Genomic DNA, 26,104 nt, shown 5'->3' with positions numbered 1-26,104 from the left:
AATGTCGAGTGTAATTACTGATGCGTTCCAGGAATGGAACGTAAACAAGATTCTGGCCAGTGAGCCAGCCGTGCCCGACCAGATGATTTTTGCTCTCATCCCCGGGCAGGACGCGAGCGATGAGATTGATCCGGGCGAAGGGATGCCCGCAGATGCGCACATATCCCACGCGCACACTATCACCCGAATGGGAAAGGTCAGTGAAAATGCCGTGGTGTACTCCGTTGTCCTCGATAGCTCAATTGGCAACTGGTCATATAACTGGGTGGGGCTGGCTGACAGCGCCACCGGCACGGTACTGATGATTGTGCACTGCGAGGAGCAGCAGAAAATCAAAACCAGCGGTGGCCAGCAGGGTAACAGCCTCATCCGTAACATGGTGATGGAGTTTGCCGGCGCGGCAGAGGCCACGCAAATCAGCGTCACACCGGAAACCTGGCAGATTGACTACAGTGAGCGTCACGCCGGCTCTGATGAGCGCGTGCGCGCAGAAAATATCGATGTTTACGGCGTGGCTGCGTTTGACGGTGACGGCTTTCTGGTGACAGCTGCAGACGGGAAATTTAACGTCGCGCCGGGGCTGGGCTACGTTCACGGCCTGCGGTGCCATGCCGCTGCAGTCACCTCACCGGGGCCGCTGGCGAACGCGACTAAAGTCTGGGTTGATGCAACCTGGCAGGGAACGCCGACCGGGGCCTGGTCCGTTACATATTCGCTGCGCGTCGCGCCTGAGCTTGAAAATTACGAAAAAGACGGCTTTCAGCATTATGTGTTTGCGATTGCTCAGACTGATGCTGCCGGCAACATTACCGACCTGCGCCCGCCGTTTCCCCTGCAGGCGCTTGAGCAGGTCGTTGATGAGCTCGACGTCTACAGCAAGGACGAATCGGATAAGCGATATCTGCACCGGGCGAATAACCTCTCGGATATTGATGACAAGCAGAAAGCGCGGGAAAACCTCGGTATTTATTCAGCCGAGGAAGTTGATAAGCGATGCCCGCATCGCGTGGGTGATGTATTCCTCACCAGTTCGGCTGTAAACCCTGCCGAGAGCTGGCCGGGCACCCAATGGTCAGATATGAGCGGCAATTATAGCGCCAGGACTATCATGATTGGCGCAGAGCCCCTGCAGACTGGCGGCAGTGACAACGTTACGCTGTCCGTTGACAATATCCCCTCACACGGTCACCCCCTCACTGGCTTGAAAACCAAAAAAGCCGGCGGGCATAAACACGGATACGATAAATATCAGAAGGGAGGCACGCAGGATTCCACCAGGGTTTCCGTGGACAACACGCGCCTCGGCATTGAGCAGGATGATACTCAGGAAGCAGGCGAGCATGACCATGAGCTTGAGGGGGAAATCGGCAAAACTGGCGGTGATAAACCTTTTTCCGTGGTGAGCAGCTTCGTCACGCTGCGCGGCTGGCTGAGAACGGCATAAGGGCGGCGTATGTGGCAATCAAAAAAACTAACCGTGACCGGCGACGCCGGGGCAATTATCTGCAGCGTGCTGGCCATAAGCCCGTGGACGTCAGGCGCGGGAAAAAAGGAAAGCTCTGGCGTGTACCTGAGCCCGGAGAACGCCGTGGCGTGGGCGACAAAAAAACTGGTCAGCGCGCCCAGCTCGCTTGATGTCACGGCTATTATGGTGAGCGCTCCCACATTGTCTGCTTTTGCCACGCAGCTGGCGGCATTTGAGGCAGCATTCCCGCTCGCATCTATTGCCGAGGTGAAGCGCAAAGCCGTCTCGGCGCTGTCCCTTGTCGAAAGCCGAATGCAGATACCTGCAGCTGCTGGCGGCTTGCCGGCGGCAGCTGTGCTTTCCGTGGCAACCCTGCGCAAAGCGGCGAGTGCTTCAGCAATGGGTGATGCTGCTGCCGGTGCCGGTGATGATATTGCGACAGCCCTGAGAGCGTTTAAGGCGAAACGAGCAGATATGCTGAAGCAGGCCCAGGAGGAGCTGACGACGATAACCGGCGGAAGCTTCGCCGTGAGTGCTGTGTCATCGGTCAAAAACACCACCGGCGCGATTTCAGAAATGCGCAAAGAAATTCCTCACCCGGATCACGTTTTTTCGCTTTGCATTGTGTTTGCCGGTGAGGACCTTGTCGAGTTACGGGGGATGCTTAAAGATGACCAGTGAGCGCATGACGTTCGCCCTGAGCGGGCAGGTGCTTCGCCTTAAAAATCTTGATGTGTCTGTGTCGATGAAAATTCAGGACAAAGACCAGAGTGGCCAGGCATCGAGTGCCGCCAAATCAGAGCAGGGCATTAAGGCCAAAGAGCTGAAGGTGACGGGCACGATCCCCTATGACGACGAAACGCAGCTGCAGCTCCTGTATTCACTGGCTGAGGCAACGATGGCGGGTGGTGGCGCGAAGCGCTATCGCGTGAACCATGAGCTGGCCAGAACGATAAAACTCAGGGAGGCGACCTTTTCCGGCAATGTTGATGCGTCAAAAGAGGATGGCCTGAGCGCCTGGCGCGTTAATTTCACACTAAAAGAATATTTCAGTGTTGCGGAGAAAAAAGCGCAGGCGGCAGGAGGCGCAGCCGCGCAGGTTCAGACAGCCCAGGGCACGACCGCAGCAACGGAAACCCCAGAGCAGTTAAATGGCTTTGAGCAGTTCCTGAAGGGGATTAATGACAAAATCGGGCCGGCGCTCGGCTCAGGCGGTGAGGCATGAAGACGACCACAGCGCTTTATCTGGGCGATCGGCTTTCAGCTGTGTCGGATTATCGCCTGGTGCTCGAGCTTAGCGGTTGCGGTCGAGGGCTTATCACTGCCGAATGCGACCGCGATTGCACTGGCGAACTGGTCCGGCTTGATTTGGGGATGGGCGATACTGTTTATCGGTGGTTTACCGGATTTGTGGAGCGCTGTGGGCCAGCAGATAACGGTTTTAAACGCCTTTATGTGCGTGAGTTTGTGGGGGCGCTGCGTATGCGCTGCCCAATATCCCTGCAGCACCCAACCCTGCGCGATGTGTGCGATACACTTCAGAGCATTACCGGTCTGGTTATTCATACCCCGGACAACGAATACACTCGCACGAAAATCCCACACTTTAAATGTAACGGCACAGGCTATCTGGCGGTCGAGCGCCTGGGGGCGGCATTTTCTGTACCAGATTTTTGCTGGTACCAGCTCCCGGATGGCACTGTGTATATCGGGGGGTATGCACACTCTCGCTTTGCCGGTTCCCCCGTCGATGTGCCTGAGTCATTTGCCAGTCGTGGGGATGCGGGTAACAGCCTGCAGATGGGACTTGTTCCGGCAATCCGCCCGGGGGTGATAGTGAACGGGCGGCGCATTACCCGCGTGGAGGCAAGCAACAGCGATATGCAGCTCAGCTGGACACCTCTTAACTCGGAGGGCAAGCCCGCCTTTGATCCACCGGAAAAACGCCAGATTGATAAGCACTATCCCGAGCTTTCAGCCCGTCTGCACGTTCCCCGCCTGGCAAGAGTAACCGGCGCACCAGATGTGGCGACGCTGGGGGATATTTCCGATCCGTTTCGACCCCGTTATGCCGTCAACCTGCAGTTGCTTGACGAAAGCGGCAATGATGACGCCAGCGCACCTGAGATGGTTTCCGTGCCGCTGCCGGTCCCAATGGCGGCAGGCGAGGGCGGGATGTTTAGCTTCCCCGGTGAGGGGGTGGTGGTTGAGGTGGGTTTTGTTGATGGCCAGCCAGATAAGCCCGTTGTGCGCCAGACTCTGCAGGATGGTCAATCCCTGCCGGCGATACAGCCCGGGGAGCAGCTGCAGCAGCAGCGCGCCGGGGTAAGTCAGCGCGTCACCCGGGAGGGGAGCTGGCAACGTGAAACGGATCAGGCCATTGAGGAGCGCAGTGCCAGCAGGGTGGTGGTGAGCGACAGTGAAACCCGGGAAACAACTCAGCGCCAGACGACCGTTAAAGCCAATGACACGACAATGGTCATCGGCACAATCACGCTGATGGCCGGTAAGGTTATGCAGATTGCCGATGGTGATTTTGCTATCGGTGCGGCAGGTGAGCTATCCGTGAAGTGCCAGGCATTAACTGAGCAGGTGGAGGGGTTGCGCAAAAGCACGGCTGCTATGCAGATGTTGCTGGCCCCGGGCATCATAATTGGGAGTGAGGAAGTCAACGTGCTTTCACTTATGACGGACACACTGGACGTGCTGCGCCAGGCGATTGCATTGATGGCAGTGCATTCTCACAGCAACAACGGCAGCAGTGTGCCAAACAACGCCGGCAGCATGACTGCCCTGGGGAACGGGATTCCCGCCCTCAACGATAAATATTCTCCTTTCATCAAGTAAATCCCCCTACCATGTAAAACCCCATCAGCGCCGCGCTAAGCGGTGCTGAGCTTAACGCAATCAAACTCCCGTATATCTTCCGAAAACGCCACTACGGCGTCGCACCTTCGCGCTGTGGCGAAATCTACCCGCGTAAAATTCTGCCGACGTAAAAAGCACACGCCCACCACGCCCGCAGAAAAAATATTTAGGTTTTTTTGCATGCAATCAGGATTGAGGTACAGCCAACCAGCGCCCGTCAGCCGCAGGGCCTGGCAATCTGGCAACAATGAAAGCGTTGTGATGTTTTGCAGTGCTTTTCATCCGAGAGCCTGTGATCACGCCATCCCTGAATCACCGAATCATTGAAAACAAAAAATAAATTTATTTTACGTGGGTTTGAGCTCCGCTGGCCATTTGCGGATTTTATGAGTAACTGACTGAAAAAAATGAGTTTTACAAATTTCTGCGAATGAAAAAAAATCCCTCACCGCAACCTTTGATCGCGGCGTGACCATAGCAAAACGCCGGAATGGGTGGGCAGGTAAAACGAAGCAGGGATGGGTTTGACGCCATGGATGAGCATGGGATTAAACCATCCCATACCGCGTGTACATAGATACAACACAACCATATACATAACACCCTACAAAACCGGCTAATCCTTGGCCACATAAGGAATCTCCAGAAATGCTGGGGGGCTTCGGAAAAGCATTACAAATCTTACAGACTTAAAAAAAGTATTATAACTAACTAATATATATAGATAATTTTATGAATTGAAAATCTTACAAAAGTCTTACAAGAGCATTACGGTGTAATATTATTTATCCTTACATCTCACTAACTGTAACCTAATGATATTTATGAATAATATTTTGTTTTATTACAGATGTAAGGTGTTGTAATGGTTTTGGTATTACAAGTATTTATTTGTTAAATCAGTGTGTTATGCATGGTTTTTAGGGGCTGTAATAGTTGTAATGGTTTTCCGGCGGCAGATCCAAAATAGCCAGGGGGTGGGGTCGAACACGTTCACAATTAAGATACAAAAAACCCCGCTATTGCGGGGTTTATAGTCACTCGAGTATTAACTGTTCTGGGCGGCAATCATAGAGCTTTGCGAGCCTCTCGAGGTTATCTTTTCGGGGCCGCTCTGACTTCTCAAACTCAGATACGGTTCCTTGTTTAATACCTAAAGCCTCAGCAACGTTCTTTTGAGTAAGGCCTCTGTATATGCGCCAGGCAGCCTGCATGGTGCAGTTACGTTCTGAAAGAATGTTGATTACATCATTTGGGTAACGAACATTATCAGAAGCACCTTTTTCATCTTGAACAGCGTCGTAAAGCTCATCCAGTTCGCTGTCACTGATTAGTTTTTCAAACAGGTCAATCGGCACTACAGCGGAGACTTTTCTGCCTCGGCTGTCGGTGATGAATTGAATAGCCATGTATGAATCCTTATTTATAATCACGGAATTGCTGTGTAGTAATAGTAGTCTTTGCCTTAACAATCATTTACAGAGGGATTCTGGCGGGTTTCCCCGCCGCCCTTAATAGGTAGACGAACTACGGCGTAAAACGCGCTGAATCTCAATGATTAGCGGCTCTCCATTTTGGAACTCGAAGAGAACGCGATAGCTTTTCACCCTTAAACGATACTGCCCATCGAGATCCGTCAGCTTCTTAACATCGAGATTGCCAAAGTCAGGATAAGATTCCATACCATTGACCTTCTCGCGTATGGCCTTTTGATCGTCCATAGGCAACTTACGTAGATCCTTAACGGCTCTACCAGTCCAGGATATCTGGGTCATAAAACATCCTCTGTAAAACGAATTGTTAAAGAACATCTCCCCAACCCGGGGCAATAGGGTAAATATAGGGTTTAATCCCTATATTGTCAATATATCCCTATATTATGATGTCATAGGTTTAAAAGTTGATGAGTGAAGGGCAGGAAATGAAGTGAAAGAAGGGGATTTGTGGGCAATATGTGGATCGTAGATAAATAAATTCAATAAAAACAACAAGTTAAGTCAATAAAAAAGGCGACCGAGGTCGCCTTTTTGGATCAGTATCTCATCTCAACTTATTTGGAGATGTGAGCGATCAGGTCCAGTACTTTGTTAGAGTAGCCAGTTTCGTTGTCGTACCAGGAAACCAGTTTCACGAAGTTGTCGTTCAGTGCGATACCTGCTTTAGCATCGAACACAGAAGTGCACACTTCGCCGTTGAAGTCGGTAGAAACAACGTCGTCTTCGGTGTAACCCAGAACGCCTTTCATTGCGCCTTCAGAAGCGGCTTTGATAGCTTTCTTGATTTCTTCGTAAGACGCTGCTTTTTCCAGACGAACGGTCAGGTCAACAACGGATACGTTTGGAGTAGGAACGCGGAACGCCATACCAGTCAGTTTGCCATTCAGTTCTGGCAGTACTTTACCTACTGCTTTAGCAGCACCGGTAGAGGATGGGATGATGTTCTGAGCTGCGCCGCGGCCGCCGCGCCAGTCTTTGTGAGACGGGCCATCAACGGTTTTCTGAGTTGCGGTGGTCGCGTGAACAGTGGTCATCAGACCTTCGATGATGCCGAAGTTGTCGTTGATAACTTTTGCCAGCGGAGCCAGGCAGTTGGTGGTGCAGGATGCGTTAGAAACGATGTCCTGGCCTTCGTATTTGTCAAAGTTAGCGCCTTTAACGAACATAGGCGTGTTGTCTTTGGAAGGACCAGTCAGAACAACTTTCTTCGCACCAGCGGTGATGTGTTTACGCGCAGTTTCGTCGGTCAGGAAGATACCCGTTGCTTCAGCAACAACATCAACACCGATTTCGTTCCACTTCAGGTTAGCTGGATCTTTTTCAGCAGTAACACGGATGGTTTTGCCGTTAACAACCAGGTGGCCGTCTTTCACTTCAACGGTGCCATTGAAACGACCGTGAGTTGAGTCGTACTTCAGCATGTACGCCATGTATTCAGCGTCCAACAGATCGTTGATACCAACGATTTCGATGTCAGAACGTTCCTGAGCAGCACGGAAAACAATACGGCCGATACGGCCAAAACCGTTGATACCTACTTTGATAGTCATATATTCCACCAGCTATTTGTTAGTGAATAAAAGGTTGCCTGTAAAATTACAAAAACCTTACGCAGCGTCAAGCGGAATCGTGTCAATCATTGCGACAAATCAATCCTGCGCATAACCTTTGTGCGACTGACAGCCTCACTTTCCCTTTGAGCTAGCAACCACATGGGGGCTGCGCCCGGGATTTTAAAGGGCTATCAGGATAAATATGTGAGCAAGATCACAATTGCCTGACTGCCGTACCGCAACGCATAAGTTTAGAACAAAAGTTCACACTTCAGTGTTAATGTTTTGTTAGAATTCGCGATGAAAGGTATCTGTTTCTACAGCGAGATCTGAGCATATGTCGAATCAACGTAATCCTGACGAACTCAAAAAAAATCTAACAGAAATGCAGTTCTACGTGACGCAGAACCACGGAACTGAACCCCCATTCACCGGGCGTTTGCTGCACAATAAGCGCGATGGCGTCTATCACTGTCTGGTGTGCGATGCACCGCTGTTTAATTCCCAGTCAAAATACGATTCTGGCTGCGGCTGGCCGAGCTTTTACGAGCCTGTCAGCGACGAGGCCATCCGCTATTTAACGGACTCTTCACACGGTATGCAGCGCACAGAAATCCGCTGCGGAAACTGCGATGCTCATCTCGGACACGTTTTCCCGGATGGCCCACAGCCCACGGGTGAGCGTTTCTGTGTAAATTCGGCGTCGATGAGCTTCTCTGATGACGAAAATGGCGACCAGACCAAAGGTTGAAAAACCGATTCAGCAAATTATTCCATCACAGCGGATTTCTCATGAATATTGATGACATGATTAACAGTATGACGCCGGACGTGTATCAGCGTCTGGTGACAGCCGTAGAACTGGGGAAATGGCCGGATGGCGTGGCGCTCACGGCAGAGCAAAAAGAGAACAGCCTGCAATTGGTGATGCTGTGGCAGGCGCGCAATAACAGCGACGCACAGCACATGACCATCGACACCAAAGGCCAGATGGTGATGAAGAGTAAGCGCGAGCTGAAGGAAGATTTTGGCATCACGCCAAAACCGATTGCGACGATGAAAATGCAGTGACCACAGGCCGGGCAAGCGCTAACGCTGCCCGGCAATGGAGTTAGTGCTTAATCCCTAACGACGTTGCTAACTGCTTCGCCAGCTGGTTGTGGTCGTCCGCGCCATACTCCCAGAACATCGCGCCACCCAGACCTTTCTCTTTGATGTACTGCGCCTTCAGGTCGACCGAACGCGGGTTTTCGTACGACAGAGCGAACAGTTCCTTGCCCTCCGCCGATTTCACCGACAGCCATGGCACTTTCGCCTGATCGTCCCAGTGCTCGGTAAAGCGTTTCTGCGGATCGTTAATCAGCTTGCTGACAATATCGTTGTACTTCACGTAGGTATCTTTGGTGAGGTCATAGCCCAACGCCTTGAACAATCCGATCTCCTGCGCACCGAAGTACGGCTGTGTCACCGGGTTTTTCTCAGCATCTGCTTTTGTCCAGTCGATGCCAGGCTCCACGCTGCGTTTTGGCACGCGCCCGTAAAAACCAATCCCTAAATTCATCTGCTCAGGTTTCAGCCCGGCAGCGAGGTAGTTGTTGACCACAAAATCAGCGCTGTATTTGTCCGCTGCGGCCACAGTCGGCCACTTAGTGGAGTCATACAGATTCGAGTTAAAATACTGCGTGCCGTAGGCCATGTCGTAGGTCATCAGATTGATGTAGTTCAGATACGGCGCGATCGCTTTGACGTCGACCCAGCTTTTTGGGCTTTCGGCATTCGCCCCCAGGGCGACAGTCACCAGCTTCTCTTTCGGCAGCGCTTCGCGGATCTCCTTCAGCAGGGCGGTGAAGTTGTCTTTATCGGCGGGCTGCTTATCCACCAGACCCCACGCACCGTTCACCGGGTACTCCCAGTCGAGGTCGATGCCATCAAGTCCGTAGGCCGTGACGATCTCTTGCACGGAGCGAATAAACACGGCGCGGCTCTCTTTGCTATCCGCGGCGCCGGAGAATCCGCGCGCGCCCCAGCCGCCAACAGAGAGCAGGACTTTAAGCTGTGGGTTTTGCTTACGCAGTTCAGGGATTTTATGCAGATCGGCGGTCACTTTCGGCGAGAGCCAGATTTGGTGCAGTTTACTGGCGTCTTTCAGCGCGGCGTTGGTTTCACCCGCTTCGTTGTTATAGATAAGACCAAACGAGTAGTTGAGGTGGGTAATCTGGCGAACATCCAGTTTATCGATGTCACCTCCCGGCCCGGCAGTCACATCGCCGCCACCGTTGAAGTAGCCGACGGACATCAGGTCAGCCGCAAAAAGGGCTGGAGCGCAGAGCAGGGGTAAGGCTGCCATCACAGGCAATAGCTTCATAACGTATCCTCTTTGACTAAAAAAAGTACGTCACATCAGGGATGTGACAAAAAATAGCCAAACGAGGATAGCAGTGCCGCTTCGCTGAAACTGCGAGAGAGGTTGAATTTTTGTTATACCGGAAACAAAAGGCTGTTAACGGCAGGAACCGCAGCGCGTAACTGTCCGGAAGCGGAAATGGCGAGCCCAAAGCTAGAGTGAGGCGTGGGAAACGATGAGGAGTCAAAAATTTGGCCGGGCAGCGTTGTCATGCCCGGCCATCAGTGCAGGATTACTTCTTATCAATCATCGCTTTCAGATTGGCAAACGGGTTGTATTTCGCTTCCCCGACGCTCTTCTGCGCATCTTCACCCGCGACGACGGTGGAACCGTACAGGTCGGCTTCCGTGTATTTGGAATGCTCATGATCGTGGCAGAACAGGCATAACATCTCCCAGTTGCTGCCGTCTTCCGGGTTATTGGAGTGATCGTGATCGATATGGTGAACCGTCAGCTCACGCAGGTTGGAATAGACAAATTCGCGGCTACAGCGACCGCATACCCACGGAAAAAGCTTCAATGCCTTTTCGCGGTACCCGACTTCAAGCCGGGCATAGTTTTTTGGGATAAAAGCCATACGAATGGCCCTCCTGAATAAGATAAAAAATGGGAACCGCGCTTACGCCTGCGTCTCTTGCCAGTCGGAAAGGGTGTACAGCGTCGCACCAGCCGTCGACATTTCCATAAACGCCAGCGGGCTATCCTGCGCCTGAATATTCACGCCGCGACAGCCATCGGTGATGACGCTGACGTTATACCCCAGTTTTAGCGCATCGAGGACGGTGAACTTCACACAGTAATCCGTCGCCAGCCCCATCACGATCAGCTCGCCGATCTCATGATGGCGCAGCCACTCATCGAGCGCAGTTTTCTGTCGATGGCCGTTGTCGAAAAAGGCGCTGTAACTGTCGATATTCGGATTTTCGCCTTTATGAAACACCGCGTCGATGGCCGCCTGATTCAGCAGCGGATGCAGTTCAGCCCCTTCGGTCTGCTGAATGCAGTGATCGGGCCAAAAGGTTTGCGCCAGACCGTCCAGCTCGCCCTGGGTGAACGGCTCGACATTGTGCTGGCTGGCAAAGCTGCCGTGATCCGCCGGATGCCAGTCCTGGCTTGCCACCACCGCCTCACCGCGCGCTTTACACCACGCAATCAGCGTATTGGCGACATCCACGGTGCTATCGCCACCGGCCACCGCCAGCGCGCCACCGGCGCAAAAATCATTTTGCAGATCGACCAGCAGCAGGGCACGTTGCTTCATAACCATCTCCTTATTCGTCCGGCGTCAGTTCGCCGCGCAGGTTTTGCATCATCGCGGTACGCATCGACTGCACGTCCAGATCCTGACTGAGTAAGTAATGAAGTTTAGTCAGGGTGGCCTCGACCGTCATATCGAACCCGCTGATCACCCCGGCATGCGCCAGCGCGTTGCCCGTGGCATATCCCCCCATATTCACTTTGCCGGACATGCACTGGGTGAGGTTAACCACCAGAATGCCGCGATCGCTCGCTTCCTGCAGCTCTTTCAGGAACTCGCCGTTCTGCGGCGCATTGCCCACGCCGTAGGAACGCAGGATCAGCGCTTTCACCGGCTGGCGCAGGAAGTTGCGCACCACGTCAGCAGAAATCCCCGGATAAATCGTCACCACGCCAATCGGCTGTGGGGTGATCGGGTGAACAATCAGCTCGCCCGCCGTGTGCGGTGCCGGTGGTGTGCCCAGACGACGAATATGGATACCCGCCTCCAGCAACGGCTGCAGGTTTGGCGACGCAAAGGCATCAAAACCGTCGGCGTGCGCTTTGGTGGTGCGGTTCCCGCGATAAAGTCGGTTGTTGAAGAACAGCGACACTTCATTGATCGGGTAATTGGCGGCGACATACAGGGAGTTGAGCAGGTTGATCTGCCCGTCGGAGCGCAGCTCCGCCAGCGGGATCTGCGAGCCGGTCACGATCACCGGCTTGCCGAGGTTCTCCAGCATGAAGGAGAGCGCAGAGGCGGTAAACGCCATGGTGTCGGTGCCGTGCAGGATCACAAAGCCATCGTACTCGTCGTAATGGGCTTTGATATCTTCTGCGATATGCTGCCAGTCTTCCGGCGTCATATCTGAGGAGTCCATCAGCGGATCGTACTCGTGAATGGTGAAGTCTGGCATCTCCTGGCGGTGGAACTCGGGCATCAGCGCGAGCTGGCGCTGGAGATGACCGGAGACAGGAATATAGCCATTTTCAGAGCGCTGCATACCGATGGTCCCGCCGGTATACGCCACATAAATCGATTTCTTCTGCATGATAGTGTGTTCTTGTGCTTCAAAGAAAAATCCCCCCTTCGCGAGAAGAGGGGACAGGGTTTTTAGCGAACGTTAGCGCAGGTGAGGCAGAACGCGTAACGGTTTTGCGGATCGTTAAAGGCGGCGAGCTTATCGCTCTCGGCTTTTACGACGCTTGCCGCGCTCGCCACTGGCGCAGGCAGATAGGCCTGAATTGCAGCAGGCAGCATCGCGCGCACTGAGCCGGACATGCTGTTCATCACCATATCCACAAACGTCGGCTCATCCTGATAATACGCAATATGCCACTGTTTCAGTTTTGCCAGTTCGGCGGCTTTCGCGACGGCGTCATCGAAGTCGCCCAGGCTGTCGACCAGCCCATTGTTCTTCGCGTCCTGGCCGGTCCACACATGGCCCTGCGCGATTTTATCCACCTGCTCCGGCGTGGATTTACGGGAATCCGCCACCAGTGTGATAAAGCGCTTATAACCGTTCTCAATGCTGAGCTGCATCATCTGCGACACTTCCGGTGGCAGGGATTTAGTCACGGCCACATCCGCCAGCGGTGACGTCGCAACGCCATCCGTATGCACACCCAGATAATCAAGGCTGTTTTCAACGGTATTAATGACGCCGAAGATACCGATAGAGCCGGTTAACGTACTCGGGTTCGCCACGATGTAGTTCGCTGGTGTGGAGATCCAGTAACCACCGGATGCCGCCATACCGCCCATCGACACCACCACCGGTTTGCCTGCAGCACGCGCGGCGGCCAGTTCCGCACGGATCACTTCCGAGGCGCTGACGCTGCCGCCAGGGCTGTTGACGCGCAGGACGATGGCTTTCACTTTCGGGTCCAGACGCGCATCGCGGATCTGCGACGCGGTCGTGTCACCGCCCACGTTCCCCGGCGTCTCTTCACCGTCCATGATCGCGCCGTTGGCAAAGACCACGGCCACGCTGTCACCCGTCTCGCTCGGTTTTTTCGGCGTGTAATCGTAGAGGCTGATGGCGCTGTAGTTCTTGTCTTCTTTGCTCCAGCCAAACTGCTTGGTCAGCGCTTTTTCGATCTCTGCGCTGGAGCCGAGGGTGTCGACCAGTTTGTTATCGAGCGCGTATTTCGCCGTATCGCCGCCAACTTTAGTCAGGCCATCCAGCATCGCCTGTGCACCTGGGAAGACCTGCTCAGGGGTGATCTGACGGTTCGCGGCCACGGTAGCAAGATAGTTCTGCCACAGCTCGCCGATCCAGCGGCTGTCCGCTTCACGGGCGGCAGGGGACATATCATCGCGAATAAACGGCTCAACCGCCGATTTATAGGTCCCGACGCGGAACACGTGCGTGGTCACTTTCAGCTTATCCAGCAGCGATTTGTAGTACAGCCCGTTGGTGGCAAAACCGTGCAGATCGACGGTACCCTGCGGGGAGAGCCAAATCTTGTTGGCAAAGCTCGCCAGATAATATTGCCCCTGGCTGTAGCTGTCGCCCACGGCAATCACCGGTTTACCGCTGTCGCGGAATTCGCGCAGCGCTTTACCGATGTACTGCATCGACGGCTGATCGCCCCCGGCGAAGTTTTTCAGGTCCAGCACGATGCCGGTAATGTTGCGATCGTCTTTCGCCTGACGAATTGCGTCGACGATATCAAACAGGGAGTTTTCCTGCATACGATCGGAGGTGGAGCCAAGCAGCTGGCGGCCAATCACGCCCAGACGATTGCTGGTGGACGGCTTATCGACAATCACACCGGTGATGTCGAGCAGCAGCGCGCCGCGCTCGGAATGCTGCGCCTGGTTACTGCTGCTGATGTGCATCCACAGGCCCACACACACCAGAATCAGGAAGATGAAGAAGATATTCATCACCAGTTCGCGGACAAAATTGAGCAACCGCCACGTCCATTTAAAGAAACCGGCAAAAATTCGCCAAAGGGTTCGCATGTATTCTCCCAAACCAGATAATGACCGTTTCCGTCGCGACTGGACGGCAATGTGGGGTTATCGTAATGACCCAACCGTCACTTGTCAGCAGGAATCGCCCACTGCGCTGTAACAAATTCTGCTGTCGTGTTAATTTTGTGAGCAAATTTGAAGACAGGAGTGAATCAATGGACGCACTTGAACTGCTTGTTAACCGTCGTAGCGCTTCTCGCCTGGCGGAACCTGCGCCTGCGGGCGAACAGCTGGAAAACATTCTGCGCGCCGGAATGCGCGCCCCGGATCACGGTACGCTCTCGCCGTGGCACTTCTTTATTATTGAAGGCGAAGGGCGCGACCGTTTCAGCACCTTGCTTGAGAATGGGGCGATGGCCGCCGAGCAGGATGAAAAAGCGATTGATAAAGCGCGTAATGCGCCGTTTCGCGCGCCGATGATCATTGCGGTGGTGGCGAAATGTCAGCCGGAACATAAAGTGCCGGTCTGGGAGCAGGAGATGTCTGCAGGCTGCGCGGTGATGGCGATGCAAATGGCGGCTGTGGCACAGGGCTTTAACGGCATCTGGCGCACCGGCCCGCTGACCGACAGCCCGGTGGTGCGCGAAGGGCTCTCCTGCACCGAGCACGATAAAATCGTTGGCTTCCTCTACTTAGGCACGCCGCAGCTGAAAGCCTCGACCACCATTACAGCACCCGATACCGCCCCGTTCGTCACCCGTTTCTGATAATCGCACTAAACTGTCTGGATTATGAGCAAGCGTCGCATAATTCAGACAGTCATACTTACCTCATCACGGAATGAGCGCTACCATAGCGCGATTGCAATGACAGGAGATGTCCATGAGCGAGCAAACCATTCGTTTAACGCAATACAGCCACGGAGCGGGTTGCGGTTGTAAAATTTCCCCCAAAGTGCTGGAAACCATTCTGCACAGCGAACAGGCGAAGTTTGTCGACCCGAACCTGCTTGTCGGCAACGAAACGCGTGACGATGCAGCGGTATACGATTTAGGTAACGGCACCAGCATTATCAGCACCACCGACTTCTTTATGCCGATTGTCGATAACCCGTTTGATTTCGGGCGCATCGCGGCGACCAACGCCATCAGCGACATCTTCGCGATGGGCGGTAAACCGATCATGGCGATTGCTATTCTCGGCTGGCCGATCAACACCCTGGCGCCGGAAATTGCCCGCGACGTCATCGAGGGCGGCCGCTTTGCCTGCCAGCAGGCGGGGATCGCTCTGGCGGGTGGGCACTCCATCGATGCGCCGGAACCGATCTTCGGCCTCGCCGTCACCGGTGTCGTACCGACCGAACGCGTGAAGCGCAACAGCACCGCGCAGGAAGGGTGCAAACTGTTCCTCACTAAGCCGTTGGGCATTGGCGTGCTCACCACCGCTGAGAAAAAATCCCTGCTCAAGCCCGAGCATATCGGTCTTGCCACCGACGTGATGTGTCAGATGAACCTGGCGGGTGCGGCGTTCGCGAATATCGACGGCGTAAAAGCGATGACCGACGTCACCGGTTTTGGCCTGCTCGGCCACCTGAGCGAAGTTTGCCAGGGCGCGGGCGTGCAGGCGCAGCTCTGGTATCAGGACATTCCAAAACTGCCGGGCGTGGAAGAGTACATCGCACAGGGGGCGGTGCCGGGCGGTACGCAGCGTAACTTTGCCAGCTACGGTCATCTGATGGGCGATATGCCGACGGAGTGGCGCGATCTGCTGTGCGATCCACAAACCTCCGGCGGCCTGCTGCTGGCAGTCACGCCTGAGGCGGAAGCCGAGGTCAAAGCCACCGCCGCAGAGTTTGGCATTACCCTGAGCGCCATCGGCGAGCTGGTCAGCGCGCGCGGCGGCCGTCCGATGATTGAGATCCGTTAATTCGATGCGTTTGTTTATTGCGGAAAAGCCGAGTCTCGCCCGAGCCATTGCCGATGTGCTGCCCAAGCCGCATCGCAAGGGCGACGGCTTTATCGAATGCGGTAACGGGCAGGTGGTCACCTGGTGTATCGGTCACCTGCTGGAACAAGCGCAGCCGGATGTCTATGACAGCCGCTATGCGCGCTGGAATCTCAACGATCTGCCGATCGTGCCGGAGAAGTGGAAACTGCAGCCACGTCCTTCGGTCACCAAACAGCTTAACGTCATCAAACGCTTTCTGCATGACGCACAAGAAGTGGTTCACGCGGGTGACCCGGACAGGGAAGGGCAACTGCTGGTGGACGAAGTGCTCGACTACCTTGAGCTGGCGCCGGAAAAACGTCAGCAGGTGCAGCGTTGTCTGATTAACGATCTTAACCCGCAGGCGGTGGAGCGCGCCATTACGCGTCTGCGCGCCAACAGCGAGTTCATCCCGCTGTGCGTGTCTGCCCTGGCGCGTGCCCGCGCCGACTGGCTGTATGGCATCAACATGACACGCGCCTACACCATTCTCGGGCGTAACGCCGGGTATCAGGGCGTGCTCTCAGTCGGGCGTGTTCAGACGCCAGTACTGGGCCTGGTGGTGCGTCGCGACGAAGAGATCGAAAACTTCGTCGCCAAAGATTTCTTCGAGGTTAAAGCGCATATCGTCACCCCGAAGGATGAACGTTTTACCGCGACCTGGCAGCCGAGCGATGCCTGTGAATCTTACCAGGACGAAGAGGGGCGGTTGCTGCATCGTCCGCTGGCGGATCACGTGGTCAACCGCATCAGCGGCCAGCCAGCGATGGTCACCAGCTATAACGATAAACGGGAATCAGAACCCGCGCCGCTGCCGTTTTCGCTGTCGTCGTTACAGATTGAAGCGGCTAAACGCTTTGGTATGAGCGCGCAGAACGTGCTCGATATCTGCCAGAAGCTGTACGAAACCCACAAGCTGATTACCTATCCGCGTTCAGACAGCCGCTACCTGCCGGAAGAGCATTTCGCCGGGCGACATGCGGTGCTGAATGCCATCGGCGTTCACGCCCCGGACCTGCTCCCGCAGCCCGCCGTGAACCCGGAAACGCGCAACCGCTGCTGGGACGATAAAAAAGTCGACGCGCACCACGCGATTATCCCGACGGCGCGCGCCAGCAATGTCAATCTGAGCGAGAACGAAGCGAAGGTGTATAACCTCGTGGCGCGCCAGTATCTGATGCAATTTTGCCCGGACGCGGTGTTCCGCAAGTGCGTGATCGAGCTGGAGATCGCCAAAGGTAAGTTCGTTGCCAAAGCGCGTTTTCTGGCGGAAGCGGGCTGGCGCACGCTCCTCGGCAACAAAGAGCGCGATGAAGAGAACGACGGCACGCCGTTGCCCGTGGTCGCAAAAGACGACGAACTGCTGTGCGAAAAGGGCGAAGTGATTGAGCGACAAACGCAGCCTCCGCGCCACTTTACGGACGCCACGCTGCTCTCTGCCATGACCGGGATTGCCCGCTTTGTGCAGGATAAAGATCTGAAAAAGATCCTGCGTGCGACCGACGGATTAGGCACAGAAGCGACGCGCGCAGGGATTATTGAGCTGCTGTTCAAGCGCTGTTTCCTGATCAAAAAAGGGCGCTATATCCACTCGACGGATCCGGGCCGGGCGCTGATTCACTCGCTGCCTGAGCTGGCTGCGCGACCGGATATGACGGCGCACTGGGAGTCTATCCTGACCCAAATCAGTGAGAAGCAGTGCCGCTATCAGGACTTTATGGAGCCGCTGGTCGGCACGCTGTTTGAGCTGATCAATCAGGCGCGCAATACGCCGGTGAAATCCTTCAGAGGAATGGTGGCGCCGGGCGGTGGGGACGCGAAGAAAAAGTTTAAGAAGAAGAGTGCGGCCTGACGCCCTCTCACAAGGCGCGGGCGAAGATATAAAAAACGGCAACTCTGTTGCCGTTTTGCTTTTATCATCAGGCCAGTAACGGCTTAAATCACCCCTTGCCCGATCATCGCATCGGCGACCTTCACAAACCCGGCGATATTCGCGCCGCGTACGTAGTTGGTCTGCTCCGCTTCTCCGCCATACTCCACGCACGCGTGGTGAATATCCAGCATGATGTGGTGCAGACGGGCGTCCACTTTTTCAGCTTTCCAGCCCATACGCGCGGCGTTCTGCGCCATCTCCAGGCCAGACGTCGCCACGCCACCGGCGTTGGCCGCTTTACCTGGCGCAAACAGCACACCGGCTTCCAGGAACAGATCGGTCGCTTCGATGGTCGTCGGCATATTCGCGCCTTCCGCCACGGCTTTCACGCCGTTTTTGATAAGTGTGCGGGCGGCGTCCACATCCAGCTCGTTCTGCGTGGCGCATGGCAGGGCGATGTCCACCGGCACCGACCACGGCTGCTTGCCTTCCAGATAGGTCAGGCCAAACTCGCGGGCGTAATCGGCGACGCGACCGTCGCGGCTGGCTTTAATTTCGCACAGACGCGCCAGTTTTTCCGCCGTGAAACCGGCCTCATCTACCACCGTGCCGCTGGAGTCGGAAGCCGTCACTACGCGCGCACCAAACTGCATCGCTTTTTCAATGGCATACTGCGCAACGTTACCGGAGCCGGACACTGCCACGCGCATCCCTTCAAAGCTCAGACCGTGGCGTTTGAGCATCGCTTCAGTGAAGTACACCAGCCCGTAACCCGTCGCTTCCGGGCGAATCAAACTCCCGCCAAAGGACAGCCCTTTGCCGGTAAACACGCAGGCGCTGTTGTTGGACAGTTTTTTCATCATCCCGGCCATAAAGCCCACTTCGCGCCCGCCCACGCCAATATCACCCGCAGGCACATCCGTATCAGGGCCGAGGTGACGATACAGTTCCGTCATCAGCGCCTGGCAGAAACGCATCACTTCGCCTTCGCTTTTGCCTTTCGGATCAAAGTCGCTGCCGCCTTTGCCCCCGCCCATCGGCAGGGTGGTGAGGGCGTTTTTGAAGGTCTGTTCAAAGCCGAGGAACTTCAGGATCGAGAGGTTCACGGAAGGGTGGAAACGCATTCCGCCTTTGAACGGGCCGATGGCGGAGTTGAACTGTACGCGCCACGCGCGGTTCACCTGCACCTGATTCTTATCATCGACCCAGACCACGCGAAACTGAATCACACGTTCAGGTTCAACCAGACGCTCAAGCAGAGACATCTGACGGTAACGCGGGTTTTCTTCGAGGAATGGCCACAGGGTGGTCATGACTTCACGAACGGCCTGTGCAAACTCGCTCTGATGCGGGTCGCGTTGTTGAACGTGGGTAAGAAATGATTCCAGAGAGCGTGTGTGTTCCATAGCGATAAGAGCCTCTTATGACGATTTTTTTAATTTTGTGTGTTGTGTGGGTGATTTGTGGTCGTTTTCGACTATACCACCCGTACCGCTTTGCGTGGCAAGGGAAAATTTACCGGGAAAGTGAAATTAATCAGCGGCCTTGTGTCATAACTAAAAACGATGATGCGTTAAAGATTCAGCGGCAAACAACCGTTATATACAGATCATCCTTCAGGCACCTACACGAGTCAGCCCCTGGGTATGCTCCGGTTTGCTGGCCTGATGCAACTTGAATGATTTTGTGTATAGTCATGATCAGCAGATAAAAGGAATCTTTATGAACCGCTACCTAGTAACCGCTCTGTTTGCTCTGTTATCCGCAGGGGCCCAGGCTGACCGTATTCGCCCGGACGTGGAGGTCAATGTGCCGCCAGAGGTGTTCAGCTCGGGCGGTCAGCGTGCGCAGCCCTGCAATCAGTGCTGCATCTATCAGGATCAAAACTATTCGGAAGGTGCGGTGGTGAAGGCCGACGGTGTGCTGCTGCAGTGTCAGCGCGATGAAAAAACCATCAGCACGAACCCGCTGGTGTGGCGGCGCGTAAAAGGATAAAGGCTTCCAGCAGGGGAATATCGGCGGGCGCTAACTCATAGGCGAACGCCTCCTGCGGCGTACACCACACCAGCCGGCTGTGATAGTGCGCGACCACGTCGCCGCTAAAGGACGGAACATGCCAGGCGTGGAGATGAATCAGCCGCCCGGACACTTCGCGCTGGTGGCTGGCGACATACAGCACAGGTAGTCGTGTCTCAATCCCCAGCTCTTCGCGCAGCTCGCGGATCAGCGCCTCGGGCTGCGTCTCACCGGCTTCGACTTTACCTCCGGCGAACTCCCACATTCCCGCTTGATCGGCCTGAGCGGGGCGTTGCGCGAGGAGAATTTTGCCATCCTTTTCAAGGATAGCGGCAACAACATCGAGAGTTTTCAGCATGGTCGTCAATAATTACAGTTGAAAAACGACATATTATCGTCGCCTTTCAAAGAGTCCAGCCATCAGGAGAGTCCGGTGAAAGAAACATCCGCCTGGGTCCAGCCCGTAGAATCCCTTCCCGCCAGTCTGAAACCCATCGCCGCCATGCAGAAAAAACATTTTGGCGTGGTGCTCAATCCCACGCGCTGGTGGGGAAGAATGCCGCGTCTTTTCTGGCTGGTCGCGCTGTTTGTCGGTTTTCTGGAGAGAAAAAAAGCGCGCCTGAACCCAGCCCTGCGCGCGCTGCTGATGACCCGCATTTCGCAGCTCTGCCACTGCGCATTTTGTATCGACGCTAACAGCCTGCGCCTCGCCGAGCGCTGCGGCGCGCTGGATAAAGTCCAGGCGGTCAGCGAGTGGCGTACATCCACGTTATTCACGGCAGAAGAGTGTGCCGCGCTGGACTATGCCGAGGCGACGACGGCCACGCCGCCGCAGGTGACGGAAGCGATCAAATCCGAACTAAAGCGCTTTTACAACGACGAAACCATTACCGAAATGACGGCCCTGATTGCGTTTCAGAATCTCTCGGCGCGTTTTAACGCTGCGCTGGAGATCCCGTCACAGGGGCTTTGTGACGCCTTCAAAGGTCAGCCTCATGCTTGACAGACATCTGCATCCGCGCGTTAAACCTGCGCTCAACCGCCTGGTGGCGGTCATCGATAAGCCATTCATCACGCCGGATGGCGTGACGCTTGCGGGCTTTGCCCTCGGCGTGCTGGCGTTGCCGTTTCTGGCCCTCGGCTGGTACCCGGCGGCGCTGGTCGCGATTGTGCTGAACCGCCTGTTCGACGGGCTGGATGGCGCACTGGCGCGGCGTCGCGGCCTGACGGACGCGGGCGGTTTTCTCGATATCGCCCTCGATTTTCTGTTCTATGCCCTGGTCCCTTTTGGCTTTGCGCTGGCGGCACCAATGGAAAACGCGCTTGCCGCCGCCTGGCTGCTGTTTGCGTTTATCGGCACCGGGAGCAGTTTTCTGGCGTTTGCGGCGCTGGCCGCGAAACACAATATCGACAACCCAGGCTATGCGCATAAGTCGTTTTATTACATCGGGGGATTAACGGAGGGGACGGAGACCATCGCGCTGTTTGTGCTCTGCTGCCTGTTCCCGGCGCACTTTGCGCTGTTCGCCTGGATCTTTGGCGCGTTGTGCTGGCTCACCACCACAACGCGCATCTGGAGCGGGTATCAGACGCTGAAAACCCTGAAATCTTAAAGCGTGCTTTCCGGCGTCAGCGGACCCGTGGTGATCGGATTTTGTGGATGGCTGCTCCACTCGTACCAGCCGCCGTCGTAAACCGAGACGTTTTTCCAGCCCATGGCGCGGGCGTACATAAAGGTTTCTGACGCGCGCCAGCCGGTGCCGCAGTAAAAGGCGACGTGCTGATCCGGCAGGATGTTCCAGGCTTTCCACATCGCAGCGATATCCTCGGCGCTGCGCATGGTGCCGTCCGGGTTGTGGAAATCTTCCATATGCGTCGCATCGCTGCCCGCATGGCCCCAGCGCGCGCCTGCGATTTCACCTTTTGGCTTGATGTAGCTGTAGCCGCTGGTTTCGCCGGTAAATTCCGGCCAGGAACGAATACTCACCAGCGAGGCATCCCGGCGATGCACCATCCCACGCGCCTGTTCCATATCCACCATCAGCTGCGGCTGCCCAGGGATCGGTGCGCCGAAATCATTCGCTGGCGTCACTTTCACAGGCAATCCGCGCTCGACCGGCAGACCGGCGTCGGACCAGGTTTTCCAGCCGCCATCCAGCAGACGCACATCTTTCACACCCGCGTAGAGCATGATCTGCGCGACGCGCGCCGCCGCATAGACGTCGCGACCGTAGAGGATCACGGTGGTGTCATGGCGAATGCCCTGTTTCGCCAGCAGCGCTTTCAGTTTGTCGTCGGAGACTTTATTCCACAGCGGCTCGCTTTCGACGTCGTTGGTATCGATATAACCCGCGCCCGGAATGTGATTCAGCAGATAAAATTTCGGTGCGCCCCAGGCGGCTTCGATAATTTTATAATCGCCCGCAGGCGCCGCCGCGACCTTTTTGCCCTGCATCAGCTGGTGCAGCCATTCGGGATAGACCAGTTGCTCGAAATGAGGAAGACGTTGCAGACGGTCGGCACTTTGCAGCGCATCGCCAAGCACTGAAATGTGCTGATAACCAGCTTTCGCAAGGCGCGCTTTCACGGCCTGGTTGTCGGTATCGCTGCCGTACAGGGCGATAGCGGATGTCGGGGTGAGGTTATGCTGTTTTGCCCAGTCGCTGAGCTGCTCATCGCTCATCACCTTCAGCCAGCTGGCTGACAGATTCAGCGCGGCGGGCTCATGCCCGGAGGTGCCTGACAGGGTTTGCGGCCAGCCGTTATAAAATGCGCTGGCGCGGGTATCGATCAACGCGCCGTGCTGCTGTTGCAGCTGTGCCAGCGTCAGAGAAGGGGCCATATTAGCGGCAAAAGTGGAAACACTGGCAAGACAGAGCGCCAGCGCGGTCAGTTGAGAAACACGTTTCATCGAAAAACCTGACATCATATAAAAGGTGCGTCATTTTCGTCTCCCCCAAAACAGAATTCCTTGCGTTAGCACAGGGTTTACTGCCAGTCGGACAGCTGAATCACACGTCCGCCCGCCGGAATGTCCTCTTCATCGTGCGTGACCAGCACCACCGGGATATTCAGGGCACGAACCTCAGCGAATACCCACTCACGAAACGTCACGCGCAGGGATTTATCCAGACGACTAAAAGGCTCGTCCAGCAACAGCGCGCGCGGCTGCGCCAGCAGGGCACGCAGCAAACTAACACGACTGCGTTCACCGCCCGACAGCGTGGCCGGATCGCTGGCATAAAACCCCGCCAGACCGGCGCTGGCAAGCGCCTGTTCAACCCGCTCACGGCGCGCCGTGCGGATCTGCGCGGGAAGCGCCAGCATCAGGTTCTGTCCGACGCTAAAGTGATCGAACAAGAGCGCATCCTGGAACAAAATGCCGATCCCGCGTTTTTCAACCGGGCGCGTATCGAGCCGCTGATCGTCAAGCCACAGCTCGCCATGAGCGTGAAAATCGGCGGAGAGGGCGCCCACCAGCCAGGCAAAAAGGGTCGATTTTCCGCTGCCGGAGGGGCCCATCAGCGTCAGAATTTCCCCGCGCGCAACGCTGAAACTGGCATTGCGCAGGAGCGGTTCGAGGGTGAGATTTTTGACCGTCAACATTAACGTAACCCCTGTCGATAGTAGCCAGCGAGACGCGATAACCCCCCGCCAGCCCAAACGCGGCGGCGGTAAGCGCCAATAGCCATAAGGCCTGGCTCGCCAGAATAGCGCTGCTGCCGCCGCTGCTAAGCGCCACCGCTTCGGTGGTCAGCGTGGCAAATCGCCCGGCGCCGAGCCACAGCGTCGGCAGATACTGCGCCATGCTCACGGAAAACCCGGTGGCAAAAGCAATCAGGATCGGGCGCACCAGCAGCGGGCATTTGATTTTAAAAAACAGCTGACTGCGCGACAGCCCGAGGGTTTTAGCGATCAGGATCAGGCGCGGATCGAGCCTGCGCCAGGCCGGCTGCAGCACCAGCAGCGTCCAGGGCAGTACCCACAGCAGATGCCCCCACAGCACCGCCAGAAAGCCGCCGTCAACGCCCAGCGCGAGCGCCAGACGGTATTGCCCGGCGACGAGGGGCAGGGCGGGCAATGCCAGCGGCAGCCACAGCCAGAGCGCTCCGCGCGACGGACCCCACTCCAGCCAGAGCAAAATAATCGCCAGTGCAGTCAGGGCGGAAAACAGAGCAAACGAGAGGCTGGCGTGAAACAGCGCGAAATAAAACTCGCGGTGCTGCGCCAGCAGGAGCAGCGCTCCGGCACACAGCAGCCCACAGAGCGGCAGCAGCCAGCCAAGCGCCGTTCCCGTTACGGGCGGCCCGGCGTTGTGGCGGTGACCGGACGTGGCGGGCAGCGTGCGTCGCCAGGCTTTCCAGAGCGCAAACCCCACCGCGGTAAACATCGTCAGCAGGAGCAGTAAAACCAGACACAGCAGCGTGCCTTTGATTTGTTGCTCCGCATCGCCCTGGCTCAGCCACTGCCAGGCCAGCACCGCCAGTGTCGGCGGATTACCCGGCCCGAGAATGATGGCGATATCCACCACCGACAGGGACCAGGCCACCACCGCCAGCATCACGGCGCCCAGTGCCGGGGCAATGGTCGGCAGAACCAGCCAGAACAGCCCCTGAATGCGGGAATAACCGAGGCTTTGCAGCACCACCATTTTCTGCGCCAGGATCTTTTCCGGCAGCACTGCGTAAATCGCCCACAGCACGAAGGCACTCTCTTTCACCGCCATTGTCGCGCCAAGGCCTATTCCATAGGGATCAAGCACTGGCGAACAGGCGCTGCAAAACGGATAAACGGCACCGCCTTCGGCAAAAAGCAGCAGCACGCTGGTGGCGAAGGCGACATGCGGCACGGCGAGTAACCATGGCAGGCGGCCATTCATCTGCTGCCAGCGTTTGCCGGGCCAGAGGGCAGACAGGATACAGAGCGCAATAAAAAGCGAACCGAGGGTGGCGAGGGTCGTTGAGACCAGGGTAGCGATCAGCGCCTGCGGCAGCTGCGGATCGCGAAACAGGGATTGCCACCCGGCGGCAGAAAATGCAGGGGACAGGAGCATGGCGGTGGCGGGAAACAGCGGCGCGTAAATGGCCGCCATTGCCAGCCACACCAGCCAGCCTAGCGGGTGCCGTAGCGACGCAGCCATTCCTGCTCCAGAGCATTCACCCACGCCGCGTGTGGCTCAGGCAGCATGGCGGGTAAACCGACCGGGATAAACTGGCGCAGGGCGTGAGCCTGCTCAGCGGGGAGTTTTTGCGGGTCCAGCACGCTCGGATCGCCCCAGATTTTCGGGTCGGCTTTGCGACGTTGTGCGGGTGGTGACAGCAGGAAATTCGCCACCACTTTTGCTCCGGCGCTGGCGCTGCTGTTGGCAGGAATCGCCACGAAATGGACATTGCCAATTGTTCCGTTGGCAAAGCCGAAGCTTATGCTGTCAGCAGGTAACTCGCCGCTGGCCACCTTCTGCCGGGCGTGCGCCGGGTTAAAGGTCAGGGAGAGATTCAGATTGCCGCTGGAGAGCAGGGCATCCATTCGTGCCGGTGACGGCGGGAAATCTTTCCCTTCACGCCAGAGCAGGGGATGAAGCTGGTCGAGATAGCGCCACAGAGGGGCGGTTACCGCATCAAATGTATGGGGATCGGGCGCGGTTTTTAGCGCGTCGGGTGTAGTCGTCAGGTTAAGTAACAGCTGTTCCAGAAACGCGGTACCAGTAAAATCAGGCGGGCGTGGATAGGTCACTTTACCGGGATGCTGTTTCGCGTATCCGAGCAGAGCGGAAGGATCGCGCAGTGGCTCAGGCAGCAAAGTCTGTCGCGAGATAAACGTCAGTTGTGCTGCGCCCCACGGAGATTCGGCGCCGTCGGTGGCGATGGCAAAATCCTCAGTCACCGTTTTGGTGGTATCGACATACCGCCAGTTGGGGAGCATTTGCGCCCAACCGCTTTGCAGCAGGTTCGCCTGCTTCAGCGTGCGGAAGTTCTCGCCGTTGACCCACAGTAAATCGACCGAACCTTGGGTGGTCCGCCCGGCGCGGGATTCCGTCTGGATACGTTTGACCGCATCGGCGGCATCCGCCAGATGCACGATGTTGAGGGTAATAGCGTAGTGAGTTTTCATCTCATCGCTTACCCAGTCGAGATATCGATTCACCGCCGGATCGCCACCCCAGGCGTTAAACCAGACGGTCTGCCCTTTGGCTTCCTGTTGAACGGTTTGCCAGTCGCTGGCGGCGAGCACCGGAGTTGCCAGCAGCAGCCCGGTCAGAAACACGCAATAACGCACACGGCGCA

The 26,104-nt window shown here is 56.2% G+C and carries 25 protein-coding genes and 1 pseudogene; 12 read left to right on the top strand and 14 right to left on the bottom strand.

Annotated features, from left to right (window positions below; translation table 11 throughout):
* Window position 1 precedes the first annotated feature (1 nt).
* The 4 genes from DAI21_RS17900 to DAI21_RS17885 are packed head-to-tail and all read left to right on the top strand — an operon-like array spanning window position 2 to window position 4,312.
* A complete protein-coding gene (locus DAI21_RS17900) occupies window positions 2-1,444 on the top strand; it encodes a phage tail protein (protein WP_107703819.1) in 1,443 nt (480 codons plus the stop codon).
* A gap of 9 nt (window positions 1,445-1,453) precedes the next feature.
* The gene (locus DAI21_RS17895; protein WP_107703818.1) at window positions 1,454-2,146 is read left to right on the top strand and encodes a hypothetical protein; all 693 of its coding nucleotides are present in this window, start codon (window positions 1,454-1,456) and stop codon (window positions 2,144-2,146) included.
* Complete coding sequence (locus DAI21_RS17890; protein ID WP_107703817.1) at window positions 2,136-2,690, top strand: hypothetical protein; 555 nt, start codon at window positions 2,136-2,138, stop codon at window positions 2,688-2,690. Before DAI21_RS17895 ends, DAI21_RS17890 begins: the two co-directional genes overlap by 11 nt.
* Complete coding sequence (locus tag DAI21_RS17885; RefSeq protein WP_107703816.1) at window positions 2,687-4,312, top strand: hypothetical protein; 1,626 nt, start codon at window positions 2,687-2,689, stop codon at window positions 4,310-4,312. Before DAI21_RS17890 ends, DAI21_RS17885 begins: the two co-directional genes overlap by 4 nt.
* Window positions 4,313-5,370: 1,058 nt before the next feature.
* Here DAI21_RS17885 and DAI21_RS17880 read toward each other — a convergent pair.
* The 3 genes from DAI21_RS17880 to gapA all read right to left on the bottom strand — a co-directional run bounded on the left by DAI21_RS17880 (window position 5,371) and on the right by gapA (window position 7,379).
* On the bottom strand, window positions 5,371-5,742 hold the full coding sequence (locus DAI21_RS17880) for a helix-turn-helix domain-containing protein (protein WP_107703815.1): 372 nt from the start codon (window positions 5,740-5,742) through the stop codon (window positions 5,371-5,373).
* Window positions 5,743-5,844: 102 nt separating this feature from the next.
* Window positions 5,845-6,108 carry a type II toxin-antitoxin system RelE/ParE family toxin gene (locus tag DAI21_RS17875; protein WP_107703814.1) on the bottom strand — a complete coding sequence of 88 codons (264 nt, stop codon included), beginning with the start codon at window positions 6,106-6,108 and terminating at the stop codon, window positions 5,845-5,847.
* Window positions 6,109-6,383: 275 nt separating this feature from the next.
* Window positions 6,384-7,379 carry a glyceraldehyde-3-phosphate dehydrogenase gene (gapA, locus tag DAI21_RS17870; protein WP_100780526.1) on the bottom strand — a complete coding sequence of 332 codons (996 nt, stop codon included), beginning with the start codon at window positions 7,377-7,379 and terminating at the stop codon, window positions 6,384-6,386.
* A 340-nt stretch (window positions 7,380-7,719) separates the two neighbouring features.
* Between gapA and msrB the strand changes: the two genes are divergently transcribed.
* Both msrB and DAI21_RS17860 read left to right on the top strand, forming a co-directional pair.
* On the top strand, window positions 7,720-8,133 hold the full coding sequence (msrB, locus tag DAI21_RS17865; protein WP_100780525.1) for a peptide-methionine (R)-S-oxide reductase MsrB: 414 nt from the start codon (window positions 7,720-7,722) through the stop codon (window positions 8,131-8,133).
* A gap of 41 nt (window positions 8,134-8,174) precedes the next feature.
* Window positions 8,175-8,453, top strand: coding sequence for a YeaC family protein (locus tag DAI21_RS17860; protein ID WP_100780524.1), 279 nt, complete (start codon window positions 8,175-8,177; stop codon window positions 8,451-8,453).
* Between the two features lie 40 nt (window positions 8,454-8,493).
* On the opposite strand, the gene DAI21_RS17855 is transcribed toward DAI21_RS17860, so the two are convergent.
* The 5 genes from DAI21_RS17855 to sppA form a co-directional block, all read right to left on the bottom strand.
* Window positions 8,494-9,747, bottom strand: a complete 1,254-nt coding sequence (locus tag DAI21_RS17855) for a glycoside hydrolase family 18 protein (RefSeq protein WP_107703813.1) — start codon at window positions 9,745-9,747, stop codon at window positions 8,494-8,496.
* A gap of 271 nt (window positions 9,748-10,018) precedes the next feature.
* Window positions 10,019-10,363: an HNH nuclease YajD gene (gene yajD / locus DAI21_RS17850; protein WP_100780522.1), complete on the bottom strand. Its 345-nt coding sequence runs from the start codon at window positions 10,361-10,363 to the stop codon at window positions 10,019-10,021.
* A gap of 42 nt (window positions 10,364-10,405) precedes the next feature.
* Window positions 10,406-11,047, bottom strand: a complete 642-nt coding sequence (pncA, locus tag DAI21_RS17845) for a bifunctional nicotinamidase/pyrazinamidase (protein WP_107703812.1) — start codon at window positions 11,045-11,047, stop codon at window positions 10,406-10,408.
* Window positions 11,048-11,057: 10 nt separating this feature from the next.
* Window positions 11,058-12,074: an asparaginase gene (gene ansA, locus DAI21_RS17840; protein ID WP_100780520.1), complete on the bottom strand. Its 1,017-nt coding sequence runs from the start codon at window positions 12,072-12,074 to the stop codon at window positions 11,058-11,060.
* Between the two features lie 62 nt (window positions 12,075-12,136).
* Window positions 12,137-13,993 carry a signal peptide peptidase SppA gene (sppA, locus tag DAI21_RS17835; RefSeq protein WP_102103485.1) on the bottom strand — a complete coding sequence of 619 codons (1,857 nt, stop codon included), beginning with the start codon at window positions 13,991-13,993 and terminating at the stop codon, window positions 12,137-12,139.
* Between the two features lie 167 nt (window positions 13,994-14,160).
* Between sppA and DAI21_RS17825 the strand changes: the two genes are divergently transcribed.
* The 3 genes from DAI21_RS17825 (at window position 14,161) to DAI21_RS17815 (ending at window position 17,783) form a co-directional block, all read left to right on the top strand.
* Entirely contained in the window at window positions 14,161-14,712 is a 552-nt protein-coding gene (locus DAI21_RS17825) for an NAD(P)H nitroreductase (protein WP_107703811.1), read from the top strand.
* A gap of 115 nt (window positions 14,713-14,827) precedes the next feature.
* The gene (gene selD / locus DAI21_RS17820) at window positions 14,828-15,871 is read left to right on the top strand and encodes a selenide, water dikinase SelD (RefSeq protein WP_100780517.1); all 1,044 of its coding nucleotides are present in this window, start codon (window positions 14,828-14,830) and stop codon (window positions 15,869-15,871) included.
* 4 nt (window positions 15,872-15,875) lie between these two features.
* Complete coding sequence (locus tag DAI21_RS17815; protein WP_107703810.1) at window positions 15,876-17,783, top strand: DNA topoisomerase III; 1,908 nt, start codon at window positions 15,876-15,878, stop codon at window positions 17,781-17,783.
* A gap of 83 nt (window positions 17,784-17,866) precedes the next feature.
* Here the strand turns inward: DAI21_RS17815 and gdhA are convergent, their stop codons facing one another.
* A complete protein-coding gene (gdhA, locus tag DAI21_RS17810; protein WP_107703809.1) occupies window positions 17,867-19,210 on the bottom strand; it encodes an NADP-specific glutamate dehydrogenase in 1,344 nt (447 codons plus the stop codon).
* A gap of 316 nt (window positions 19,211-19,526) precedes the next feature.
* Between gdhA and DAI21_RS17805 the strand changes: the two genes are divergently transcribed.
* Window positions 19,527-19,799, top strand: coding sequence for a YnjH family protein (locus tag DAI21_RS17805; protein WP_102103489.1), 273 nt, complete (start codon window positions 19,527-19,529; stop codon window positions 19,797-19,799).
* Here DAI21_RS17805 and DAI21_RS17800 read toward each other — a convergent pair.
* A complete protein-coding gene (locus DAI21_RS17800) occupies window positions 19,759-20,178 on the bottom strand; it encodes a pyrimidine (deoxy)nucleoside triphosphate diphosphatase (protein WP_107704287.1) in 420 nt (139 codons plus the stop codon). The two genes, DAI21_RS17805 and DAI21_RS17800, sit on opposite strands and share 41 nt — an antisense overlap.
* A 75-nt stretch (window positions 20,179-20,253) precedes the next feature.
* On the opposite strand from DAI21_RS17800, the gene DAI21_RS17795 reads away from it, so the two are divergent.
* Window positions 20,254-20,823: a carboxymuconolactone decarboxylase family protein gene (locus DAI21_RS17795; protein ID WP_107703808.1), complete on the top strand. Its 570-nt coding sequence runs from the start codon at window positions 20,254-20,256 to the stop codon at window positions 20,821-20,823.
* Complete coding sequence (locus tag DAI21_RS17790) at window positions 20,816-21,433, top strand: CDP-alcohol phosphatidyltransferase family protein (RefSeq protein WP_107703807.1); 618 nt, start codon at window positions 20,816-20,818, stop codon at window positions 21,431-21,433. The genes DAI21_RS17795 and DAI21_RS17790 overlap by 8 nt, the downstream gene beginning before the upstream one ends.
* On the opposite strand, the gene DAI21_RS17785 is transcribed toward DAI21_RS17790, so the two are convergent.
* The 4 genes and pseudogenes from DAI21_RS17785 to DAI21_RS17770 form a co-directional block, all read right to left on the bottom strand.
* Entirely contained in the window at window positions 21,430-22,731 is a 1,302-nt protein-coding gene (locus DAI21_RS17785) for a sulfurtransferase (RefSeq protein WP_107703806.1), read from the bottom strand. The two genes, DAI21_RS17790 and DAI21_RS17785, sit on opposite strands and share 4 nt — an antisense overlap.
* A gap of 77 nt (window positions 22,732-22,808) precedes the next feature.
* Entirely contained in the window at window positions 22,809-23,426 is a 618-nt protein-coding gene (locus DAI21_RS17780; RefSeq protein WP_100780510.1) for an ATP-binding cassette domain-containing protein, read from the bottom strand.
* Window positions 23,426-24,960: pseudogene (locus tag DAI21_RS17775) on the bottom strand (thiamine ABC transporter permease). The gene DAI21_RS17780 and the pseudogene DAI21_RS17775 overlap by 1 nt, the downstream one beginning before the upstream one ends.
* On the bottom strand, window positions 24,933-26,096 hold the full coding sequence (locus DAI21_RS17770; RefSeq protein ID WP_234419533.1) for an ABC transporter substrate-binding protein: 1,164 nt from the start codon (window positions 26,094-26,096) through the stop codon (window positions 24,933-24,935). Before DAI21_RS17770 ends, DAI21_RS17775 begins: the two are co-directional and overlap by 28 nt.
* Between the last annotated feature and the right edge of the window lie 8 nt (window positions 26,097-26,104).

This window comes from Lelliottia sp. WB101 (assembly GCF_003051885.1).
Lineage (GTDB): Bacteria > Pseudomonadota > Gammaproteobacteria > Enterobacterales > Enterobacteriaceae > Enterobacter > Enterobacter nimipressuralis.
This window is presented reverse-complemented; position numbering and strand designations above follow the sequence as displayed.

Excerpts from the sequence above, each read along its gene's own strand:
- DAI21_RS17900 (WP_107703819.1), top strand. The coding sequence starts at position 2 with ATGTCGAGTGTAATTACTGATGCGTTCCAGGAATGGAACGTAAACAAG.
- DAI21_RS17895 (WP_107703818.1), top strand. The coding sequence starts at position 1,454 with ATGTGGCAATCAAAAAAACTAACCGTGACCGGCGACGCCGGGGCAATT.
- DAI21_RS17890 (WP_107703817.1), top strand. The coding sequence starts at position 2,136 with ATGACCAGTGAGCGCATGACGTTCGCCCTGAGCGGGCAGGTGCTTCGC.
- DAI21_RS17885 (WP_107703816.1), top strand. The coding sequence starts at position 2,687 with ATGAAGACGACCACAGCGCTTTATCTGGGCGATCGGCTTTCAGCTGTG.
- DAI21_RS17880 (WP_107703815.1), bottom strand. The coding sequence starts at position 5,742 with ATGGCTATTCAATTCATCACCGACAGCCGAGGCAGAAAAGTCTCCGCT.
- DAI21_RS17875 (WP_107703814.1), bottom strand. The coding sequence starts at position 6,108 with ATGACCCAGATATCCTGGACTGGTAGAGCCGTTAAGGATCTACGTAAG.
- gapA (WP_100780526.1), bottom strand. The coding sequence starts at position 7,379 with ATGACTATCAAAGTAGGTATCAACGGTTTTGGCCGTATCGGCCGTATT.
- msrB (WP_100780525.1), top strand. The coding sequence starts at position 7,720 with ATGTCGAATCAACGTAATCCTGACGAACTCAAAAAAAATCTAACAGAA.
- DAI21_RS17860 (WP_100780524.1), top strand. The coding sequence starts at position 8,175 with ATGAATATTGATGACATGATTAACAGTATGACGCCGGACGTGTATCAG.
- DAI21_RS17855 (WP_107703813.1), bottom strand. The coding sequence starts at position 9,747 with ATGAAGCTATTGCCTGTGATGGCAGCCTTACCCCTGCTCTGCGCTCCA.
- yajD (WP_100780522.1), bottom strand. The coding sequence starts at position 10,363 with ATGGCTTTTATCCCAAAAAACTATGCCCGGCTTGAAGTCGGGTACCGC.
- pncA (WP_107703812.1), bottom strand. The coding sequence starts at position 11,047 with ATGAAGCAACGTGCCCTGCTGCTGGTCGATCTGCAAAATGATTTTTGC.
- ansA (WP_100780520.1), bottom strand. The coding sequence starts at position 12,074 with ATGCAGAAGAAATCGATTTATGTGGCGTATACCGGCGGGACCATCGGT.
- sppA (WP_102103485.1), bottom strand. The coding sequence starts at position 13,993 with ATGCGAACCCTTTGGCGAATTTTTGCCGGTTTCTTTAAATGGACGTGG.
- DAI21_RS17825 (WP_107703811.1), top strand. The coding sequence starts at position 14,161 with ATGGACGCACTTGAACTGCTTGTTAACCGTCGTAGCGCTTCTCGCCTG.
- selD (WP_100780517.1), top strand. The coding sequence starts at position 14,828 with ATGAGCGAGCAAACCATTCGTTTAACGCAATACAGCCACGGAGCGGGT.
- DAI21_RS17815 (WP_107703810.1), top strand. The coding sequence starts at position 15,876 with ATGCGTTTGTTTATTGCGGAAAAGCCGAGTCTCGCCCGAGCCATTGCC.
- gdhA (WP_107703809.1), bottom strand. The coding sequence starts at position 19,210 with ATGGAACACACACGCTCTCTGGAATCATTTCTTACCCACGTTCAACAA.
- DAI21_RS17805 (WP_102103489.1), top strand. The coding sequence starts at position 19,527 with ATGAACCGCTACCTAGTAACCGCTCTGTTTGCTCTGTTATCCGCAGGG.
- DAI21_RS17800 (WP_107704287.1), bottom strand. The coding sequence starts at position 20,178 with ATGCTGAAAACTCTCGATGTTGTTGCCGCTATCCTTGAAAAGGATGGC.
- DAI21_RS17790 (WP_107703807.1), top strand. The coding sequence starts at position 20,816 with ATGCTTGACAGACATCTGCATCCGCGCGTTAAACCTGCGCTCAACCGC.
- DAI21_RS17785 (WP_107703806.1), bottom strand. The coding sequence starts at position 22,731 with ATGAAACGTGTTTCTCAACTGACCGCGCTGGCGCTCTGTCTTGCCAGT.
- DAI21_RS17780 (WP_100780510.1), bottom strand. The coding sequence starts at position 23,426 with ATGTTGACGGTCAAAAATCTCACCCTCGAACCGCTCCTGCGCAATGCC.